Source organism: Patulibacter sp., assembly GCF_030655195.1.
GTDB lineage: Bacteria > Actinomycetota > Thermoleophilia > Solirubrobacterales > Solirubrobacteraceae > Patulibacter.
Genome location: NZ_JAURWA010000104.1, coordinates 23041 through 30547, shown reverse-complemented (window position 1 = coordinate 30547; position 7507 = coordinate 23041). Strand labels below are relative to the sequence as shown.

Sequence of the window (7507 nt, the reverse complement as noted above, 5' to 3'; positions counted from 1 at the left end):
GGGACCGCCGACCGCGCCGGCCGCGAGGGCGAGGCCCACGCCGACGGCGGGGACGACGGCGATGCAGGCGACCGCGGCGCCCAGGCCGATCGGCGAGCTCAGCCCCGCGACGACGGCGGAGCCCAGCGCCCCGCCGACGAGCGCCGCGAGCTGGAAGATCCCGGTGGCGACGCTGCGCAGCTCCGCCGGCAGCGCGAGGGGCACGTGTGCGACGAGCCCGCCCTGGCTGGCGATGAAGCCGGTCAGGACCAGCGAGAGGCCGATCGTCGTCGGGACGGGGGCACCGTCGGCGACGCCGGCGACGAGCATCCCCGCGGCGCTGGAGCCCGCGAGCACCGCGGCGACCCGGAAGGGATCGCGGGTCCGGATCAGGCGCCCCACGACGCGCGCGGCGACCGCGCCGACGGCCGCCGCGGGGAGCAGGACGAGTCCGACGGTGGTCGTCGACCAGTCGTGGTCGCGCAGCAGCATCAGGGGGGCCGCGAAGAGGAGGGCCACGTAGGCGCAGTACGTCGTCGCCGCGGCGAGGGCACCCAGGACGAACCGACGCGACCCGACGACCGCGGCGGGGACGAAGCCGTCGGGTCTCGTGCGGATCCGGTGGACCAGCAGGCCGGAGGTGGCCGCGACGACCGCCACGAGGAGGACGAGCGTGGTGGTCGCCAGGTCGACGCTCGGGCTCTCGAGCAGCAGGACGAGCGCCGAGGCCCAGATCGCCACGACGGCGGCGCCCACGAGGTCCACGCGCTGTCCGACGGCGGCCGGGGGCGGGAGCGTGCGCAGCACGAGCGCCGCGGGGAGCACCGACAGGACGGGCAGCGCGACGACGGCCCGCCAGCCGGCGAGGTCCGAGAGCGCACCCCCGACGAGCGAGCCGGCGCCCGAGACGATCCCGAGCATCGCCGTGACGGTCGCCAGCACCGCGACCTGCTGGGGCCGGCGGAACCGCAGGCCGACGACGCCGAAGACGACGACCGGCATGCCGCCGGCCCCGAGGCCCTGGACCACCCGCCCGGCGACCAGCGCGGGGAGCGAGCCGCTCGTCGCGGCCAGGACGGAGCCGACGGCCAGCAGCACCACGGTGATCCGCAGGACCACGGCCAGGCCGTGGGTGTCCCCGAGCCGGCCGAGGGTCGCCAGCGAGATCGCGTGGGCGAGGACGTACCCCGCGAGGACCCAGACCGCCTCGGCGTCGGTCAGCCCGAGGTCGGCGGCCAGCGGGCCCGTCGCGACGGAGATCGCGGTGATCCCGAGCGAGACCGGCACGAGCATCGCCCCGAGGACGAGCGCGGTGCCGCGGACGCCCGGCGCGCCCGCTCCCACGTCGGGCGGGTCGCTCATCCGGCGCGGTCGTCGCAGCCGCACCCCGGCTGCGCGTCGTCGGCGTCACCGGTGCCGCCGACCGTGACGTGGGCGTCCCCGAGGGACAGGCCGAGCGCCGTTGCGACGGAGCGCACCGGCGCCAGCGCCCGCGTCCGGCGGCTCCCGTCGTCGTCGGCGGGGACGTCGATCCGGTAGACGGCCCGGCCCTCGTGCGGGGCGACGCGGACCGTCGAGACCTCGGGGTGCCCGAGCAGCGCGTCGGCCACGTCGCCCGCCGCCGCGGCGCCGACCCGGCCGAGATCGGCGACCACCGTGGCGACGACGACCTGCGTCCCGCCCGCCACGATCAGAGCTTCGACGACTCGCCGCCGTCGGCCACGAGCACGGAGCCGGTGACGAAGTCCGAGGCGCTCGACGCCAGCAGGCAGACGAGCGGCCCGATCTCGGCCGGGTCGCCCATGCGCCCGGCCGGGATCTTCCGCAGGCGGCGCTTGAGGATCTCGTCGGACTCCAGCACGGCGGACTGCGCGTCGGTCTCGTAGGCCCCGGGGGCGATCGCGTTGACCTGGATCCCCTTGCCCGCCCACTCGCCGGCGAGCGCCTTGGTGAACTGCAGGACCGCGCCCTTCGACGACGAGTAGGCCACGAGCGTCGGCTTGCCGAGGATGCCCGAGGTCGACGCGATGTTGATGACCTTGCCCGAGCCCTGCTCGAGGAAGTGCCTGCCGGCGGCGCGGGCGAGGGTCACCGGGGCGAAGACGTTGACCTCGAAGACCTCCTGCCACACGTCGTCGTCCAGGTCGACGAAGCGCCCGGCCGGGGCGATGCCCGCGTTGTTGACGACGACGTCCAGGCGGCCGAAGCGCTCGACGGCGAGGTCGGCCAGCGCGGCGACCTGCGCGCGATCGCGCATGTCGCAGGTGGCGGCCACGACGGAGCCGTCCGGGGCCTCGGCCGCGACCGCGTCCAGCGCATCGGTCGAGCGGGCGACCGCGAGCACCTTCGCGCCCTCGGCCGCCAGGGCGAGCACCGCCGCGCGGCCCAGCCCGCGGCTGGCGCCCGTGACGATCGCGACGCGCCCGTCCAGGCCCAGGTTCACCGCACGGCCTCCGTGCCGGTCTCGCGCAGGACGTCCTGGACGACCTCGCGGGCGATGCCCAGGCGCAGGACCTGCGAGCCGCCTTCGTAGATCCGCATCGGCCGGGCCTGCCGGGTCAGCCGCTCGATCTTCGAGTCGCGCAGGAGGCCCCAGCGGCCCATGATCTGCACGGCGCGGTCGACGACCTTGCCCGCGGTCTCGCTGGCCAGGAGCTTCGCGGCGGACGAGTGGTGCAGGGCGGCGGCGGGGTCCTCGCGGGCCAGCGACGCGGCGCGGTAGGTGAGCAGGCGCGCGGCCTCGAGCTCGGCCCAGGAGTCGGCGAGCATCTCGGCGATCGCGCCCTGGCGGGCCAGCGGCCGGCCGAACTGCTCGCGCGTGCCGGCGTGCCGGGCGGCCTCGCGGAGCGCGGCCTCACCCAGGCCCAGCGACGCACCGGCGACGGACACGCGGAACATCGCCAGCGTCGCGAGGACGTACGAGAAGCCGTCGCCGCGCACGCCGATCACGGCGCTCGCCGGGACCGGCACGTCCTCGAAGGCCAGGTCGCCGAGGATGTGCGGGGCCGCGATCTCGGGTGTCGGGGTGACCGACAGGCCGGGGCTGTCGGCCGGGACGAGCACCATCGTGTGCCCGTCGCCGTCGCGGGCCAGCACGCTGTAGAAGCCGGCCGCGCCGCCGTTGGAGATGAACGCCTTCTCGCCGCGCAGCACGAAGTCCTCGCCCTGGGGGACGAGTTCGGTGGTGATGTTCTTCAGGTCCGACCCGGCGACCGGCTCGGTCAGGCCGAGGGCGGCGAGGACCTCGCCGGTGGCCACGCGCGGCAGCCAGTCCTCCTGCTGCTCGACGGTGCCGGCCCGCGTGATCGCGTACGAGCCGATGCCCTGCAGCGCGAAGAGCGAGTCCAGGTGCGAGGAGGTGCCCATCAGGACCTCGCGGACGACCGCGATCGCGAGCGGGTCGAGGCGCTCGAAGCGCCCGCCGTGGGCCTCGGGGACGAGCAGCTCGCAGAGGCGGCTGGCGCGCAGCGCCTCGGCCACCCCGGCGTGCAGGGTGCTCATGCCGTCGGCCTCGATCGCCATCGGCTCGACGGCCCGCGCGACGGCGCGGGCCTCCTCCTGGAGCTCGACGTAGAGGGGGGAGAGTGCGAAGTCCATGGGAGCTCCTAGAGCCGTTCGATCAGGGTCGCGGTGCCGAGCCCGCCGCCGCAGCACATGGTGACGAGGCCGTAGCGGCCGTCGACGTCCTCGAGCTCGTGCAGCAGGGTGGTCAGCAGGCGGGCGCCGGTGGCGCCGAGGGGGTGGCCGAGCGCGATGGCCCCGCCACGAGGGTTGACGAGCGCCGGGTCGGCGGGGTGCTCCCGCAGCCACGCGCCGACGACGGAGGCGAACGCCTCGTTGATCTCGATCGCGTCGAGGTCGCCGATCGTGAGGCCGTTGCGCTCGAGGATCTTCGTCGTCGCGGGGATCGGGCCGGTCAGCATGGTGACCGGGTCGACGCCGAGGACGACCTGGTCGACGATCCGGGCGCGCGGGGCGACGCCGAGGGCGTCGGCGCGGTCCCGGGCCATCAGCAGCAGGGCGGCGGCGCCGTCGGAGATCTGCGACGAGTTGCCCGCGGTCACCCGGCCGTCCTCGCGGAAGACGGTCCGCAGGGCACCGAGGCCCTCGGTGCTCGTCGACGGGCGGATGCCCTGGTCGCGGTCGACCGTGCCCTCCGGCGTCTGCACCGGGACGATCTCGCGGGCGAAGTGCCCACCCTCCGTCGCGGCCTGCGCCCGCTCGTGGGAGCGCAGCGCGATCGCGTCCATCTCGGCGCGGTCGATGCCCCAGCGGTCGGCGATCAGCTCGGCGCCCTCGCCCTGCGGGACCAGGTCGTAGCGCTCGGTCAGCTCGGGCGGGAAGCCCCGGCCCCACTGCTGCTGGGCGCTCTCGTTGACCGCGAAGCCGACGCGGCCCATGTGCTCCACGCCGCCGGCGACGACGACGTCGTCCATGCCGGTGGCGATCTGCAGCGCGCCGAAGTGGACGGCCTGCTGGCCGGACCCGCAGCGGATGTCGACCGTGGTCGCGCCGGTGCGCTCGGGCAGGCCCTTGGCCAGCCAGGCGTTGCGGGTGATCCCCGTCGACTGCTCGCCCGTCTGGTAGACGCAGCCGGCGATCGCGTTGTCGACGAGCTCCGGGTCGACGCCGGTGCGCTCGAGCAGACCGACGTAGGCGCGCCCGAGGAGGTCGGCGGGATGGATGTCGCGCAGCGCGCCCTTCTCGCGGTGGCCGCGGCCGACCGGGGTGCGGACGGCGCCGACGATGACGGCCTCTCGGCCCTGCAGGGTCATGTGGTCTCCGTGGTGGTCGGCAGCTTCAGGAGCCGCGCGAAGTTGCCGCCGAGGATCGCGTCGGTGTCCTCGTCGGAGAACCCGAGCGCCCGGATCGATGCGATCTCAGTGGCGGGGTCGGCCATCGGCCAGTCCGTGGCGAAGACGACGCGCTCCGGGCCGTGGGAGGCGATCGCCGCGCGGACGCGGGCGGGGTCGAGGCTCGCGATGCCCGGCGGCCAGGACGTGTCGAGGTGGACGTCGAGCCCGTTGACGGCCTCGAGCGCCTCGTCGAAGGCGTGGTAGCCGCCGAGGTGGGCGGCGACGACGTCCAGGCGGGGGAAGGCGAGCGCGATCTCGCGGATCATCGCCGGGGTCGCCAGGGCGCCGCGCGGGTCGCCCGGGTGCTCGGGGCCGACGTGGAAGACGGCGGCGAACTCGCCCTCGAGCGCGGCGAGGACGTCGTAGAGGCGCGGGTCGTCGAGCGCGAAGCCCTGGAAGAGCGGGTGGACCTTGACGCCGCGCAGCCCGTTGTCGCGCAGGCTCGCGACGTTCTCCTCGGGGGTGCGGGCGGGGTGCACGCTGCCGAAGCCGATGAAGAGCTCCGGGTCCAGCGACCCGACGAACCGGTTGGCGGACTCGAGGCGCTCGGGCGTGTCGGCGACGGCGAGGCAGATCGAGCGGTCGACGCCGGCGGCGCGCATGGTCTCGGCCGCCGAGGCGACGGTCCCGTCCCCGAACCGCTGGAGACCGTCGCCGGGGGAGCCGAGCGCCCGCTTCGCGATCTTGTCGGGCCAGACGTGGACGTGGCCGTCGATGATCACGGCAGCCTCACGGGGGTCATCGGGGACGGCATTGGTTGAGTATAAGGATTATATCTCGAGCTGGGGGATTGTTTCGCGTGGCACGCCGGGCCTGCGGCTATCCTCCGCCGATGCCCGCGGCCCCCAACACCTCCGGTTCCGCGCGCGGTCGGGCGACCCTGCGCCCGCGCAAGACCGCGGCCCTGCTCGCCCAGCGGATCGTCGGCGAGATCACCGACCGCGGTCTCGAGCCCGGCACGCCGCTCCCGTCGGAGCGCGACATGCTCGAGGAGTACGCCGTCGCCCGCGGCACGCTGCGCGAGTCGCTGCGGTTCCTCGAGATGCAGGGCGTGCTGACGATCCGTACCGGCCCCGGCGGCGGGCCGGTCGTCAGCCGGCCGGGCTCCCGGCACCTCGCCAGCACCATCGCGATGATGCTCCAGCTCGAGCAGGTCGCCTTCCGGTCGATCGTCGAGGCGCGGGTGGTGCTGGAGCCCGAGCTCGCCCGCCGGGCCGCCACGAACGCGACGCCGGAGCAGCTCGAGGCGCTGCGCGCGTCGTCCGAGCGGATGCGCGAGCGGATCGCCGACCCGGACGTGTTCATCGAGGAGAACGACACGTTCCACGGCCTGATCGCCGAGGCCGCCGGCAACCCCGTCTTCTCCATGATCATCACCTCGCTGACCTGGATCTGCGACGGCACCCCGCTGGGCGTGGAGTACTCCGAGGCCGCGCGCGTGGCCGTGTCCAAAGAGCACGCGCGCATCCTGCGGGCCGTCGAGGCCGGGGACCCCGAGCGGGCCGGCGCGGCGATGGCGGTGCACATCGGGGACTTCGCGGCGTACCTCGAGGCGAAGTACCCCCGGGTCCTCGACGCGACGCTGCGCTGGGACCAGGTCGACCTGTAGGTCGGCGGCCACCGGATCGATCCGGAGGCCGCCGGTGGGGCGGCGCCGGCCGGCGCCGCCGCGGGCCGTCGGGGTGTGGCAGGCGGGGCGGAGCTCGGCCCGTCTGGTTGCGGCGGACAGGGGCCGAGGCTTCGCCCGCCGGCTCAGCGGTGCGACCAGGACGGATCGCGCTTCTCGACGAACGCGGTCAGTCCCTCGCGGGCGTCCGATGACGCGAAGGTCATCGCGAACGCCCGGCGCTCGCCGTCGATGCCCGCCTGCAGCGGTGTCTCGAACGCCGCGAGCACCGCCTCCTTGCCCAGCCGCTCGGCGACGGCCGGGCGGCTGGCGATGCGCCGGGCGACCTTGCCCGCGAGCGCGCGCCAGGCGTCCGGGGCGGCGACGCGCGAGACGAGGCCGGCGCGCTCCGCCTCGGCGGCGTCGAGCAGGCGGCCGGTCAGGACCATGTCCATCGCCTTCGCCTTGCCGATCGCCCGGGGCAGCATCTGCGTCCCGCCCGCGCCGGGGATCAGGCCGAGCTGGGTCTCCGGCAGGCCGAACCGGGCGGTCTCCGACGCCACGACGACGTCGGACATCATCGCCAGCTCGCAGCCGCCGCCGAGGCAGAGCCCCGAGACCGCCGCCACCGTCGGGGTGCGGGTGCGGCGCAGCGCGGCCCACAGCCGGGCGCGGTCGCCGCCGTAGATCCCCAGCGCGTCGCGGTCCAGCAGGGCCCGGATGTCGGCGCCCGACGCGAAGACCGCATCGGAGCCCTCGAGCACGACGGCGCGGATCTCATCCGTGGCGTCGGCCTCGGTCATACGGGCGACCAGTTCGGCCAGGACGGCGTCGGTCAGCGCGTTGCGCGTGTCGGCGTCGTCGATGGTGAGGGTCATGACGCCGTCGGCCCGCTCGGTGCGGAGGGGCGCTGCGGGCGGCGTCGGTTCCATCCTACGAATAGTAATACGAAATTGCGCGGGGGCCGTAGGCGGCCGGCGCGTGCGGCGGGCGGCGCCTGTTCGTCGAGTCCGCCCGCTCCCGCACAGCCCGTCGGCTAGCGTCGATCCGGCGCTCCGGCCGGAGC

General features: G+C 75.3%; 8 protein-coding genes. 1 reads left to right on the top strand and 7 read right to left on the bottom strand.

Going from position 1 to position 7507, the window contains the following annotated elements; genetic code table 11:
- From Q7T67_RS10740 to Q7T67_RS10715, 6 genes are all read right to left on the bottom strand, one after another.
- On the bottom strand, window positions 1-1341 hold a 1341-nt coding region (locus tag Q7T67_RS10740), incomplete at its 3' end, for an MFS transporter (RefSeq protein WP_304788912.1).
- Complete coding sequence (locus tag Q7T67_RS10735; RefSeq protein ID WP_304788910.1) at window positions 1338-1667, bottom strand: hypothetical protein; 330 nt, start codon at window positions 1665-1667, stop codon at window positions 1338-1340. The genes Q7T67_RS10735 and Q7T67_RS10740, both read right to left, overlap by 4 nt.
- A gap of 2 nt (window positions 1668-1669) precedes the next feature.
- Window positions 1670-2422 (bottom strand): SDR family NAD(P)-dependent oxidoreductase, encoded by a 753-nt coding sequence (locus tag Q7T67_RS10730; RefSeq protein WP_304788908.1) that lies wholly within the window; start codon window positions 2420-2422, stop codon window positions 1670-1672.
- The gene (locus Q7T67_RS10725) at window positions 2419-3576 is read right to left on the bottom strand and encodes an acyl-CoA dehydrogenase family protein (RefSeq protein ID WP_304788906.1); all 1158 of its coding nucleotides are present in this window, start codon (window positions 3574-3576) and stop codon (window positions 2419-2421) included. The genes Q7T67_RS10730 and Q7T67_RS10725 overlap by 4 nt, the downstream gene beginning before the upstream one ends.
- A gap of 8 nt (window positions 3577-3584) precedes the next feature.
- Entirely contained in the window at window positions 3585-4754 is a 1170-nt protein-coding gene (locus Q7T67_RS10720) for a thiolase family protein (protein WP_304788904.1), read from the bottom strand.
- On the bottom strand, window positions 4751-5557 hold the full coding sequence (locus tag Q7T67_RS10715) for an amidohydrolase family protein (protein ID WP_304788902.1): 807 nt from the start codon (window positions 5555-5557) through the stop codon (window positions 4751-4753). Before Q7T67_RS10715 ends, Q7T67_RS10720 begins: the two co-directional genes overlap by 4 nt.
- Window positions 5558-5667: 110 nt before the next feature.
- Between Q7T67_RS10715 and Q7T67_RS10710 the strand changes: the two genes are divergently transcribed.
- Window positions 5668-6444, top strand: a complete 777-nt coding sequence (locus Q7T67_RS10710; protein ID WP_304788900.1) for a FadR/GntR family transcriptional regulator — start codon at window positions 5668-5670, stop codon at window positions 6442-6444.
- 143 nt (window positions 6445-6587) lie between these two features.
- Here the strand turns inward: Q7T67_RS10710 and Q7T67_RS10705 are convergent, their stop codons facing one another.
- The gene (locus tag Q7T67_RS10705) at window positions 6588-7373 is read right to left on the bottom strand and encodes an enoyl-CoA hydratase-related protein (RefSeq protein ID WP_304788897.1); all 786 of its coding nucleotides are present in this window, start codon (window positions 7371-7373) and stop codon (window positions 6588-6590) included.
- Window positions 7374-7507: the final 134 nt, after the last annotated feature.

Excerpts from the sequence above, each read along its gene's own strand:
- Q7T67_RS10720 (WP_304788904.1), bottom strand. The coding sequence starts at position 4,754 with ATGACCCTGCAGGGCCGAGAGGCCGTCATCGTCGGCGCCGTCCGCACC.
- Q7T67_RS10725 (WP_304788906.1), bottom strand. The coding sequence starts at position 3,576 with ATGGACTTCGCACTCTCCCCCCTCTACGTCGAGCTCCAGGAGGAGGCC.
- Q7T67_RS10710 (WP_304788900.1), top strand. The coding sequence starts at position 5,668 with ATGCCCGCGGCCCCCAACACCTCCGGTTCCGCGCGCGGTCGGGCGACC.
- Q7T67_RS10705 (WP_304788897.1), bottom strand. The coding sequence starts at position 7,373 with ATGGAACCGACGCCGCCCGCAGCGCCCCTCCGCACCGAGCGGGCCGAC.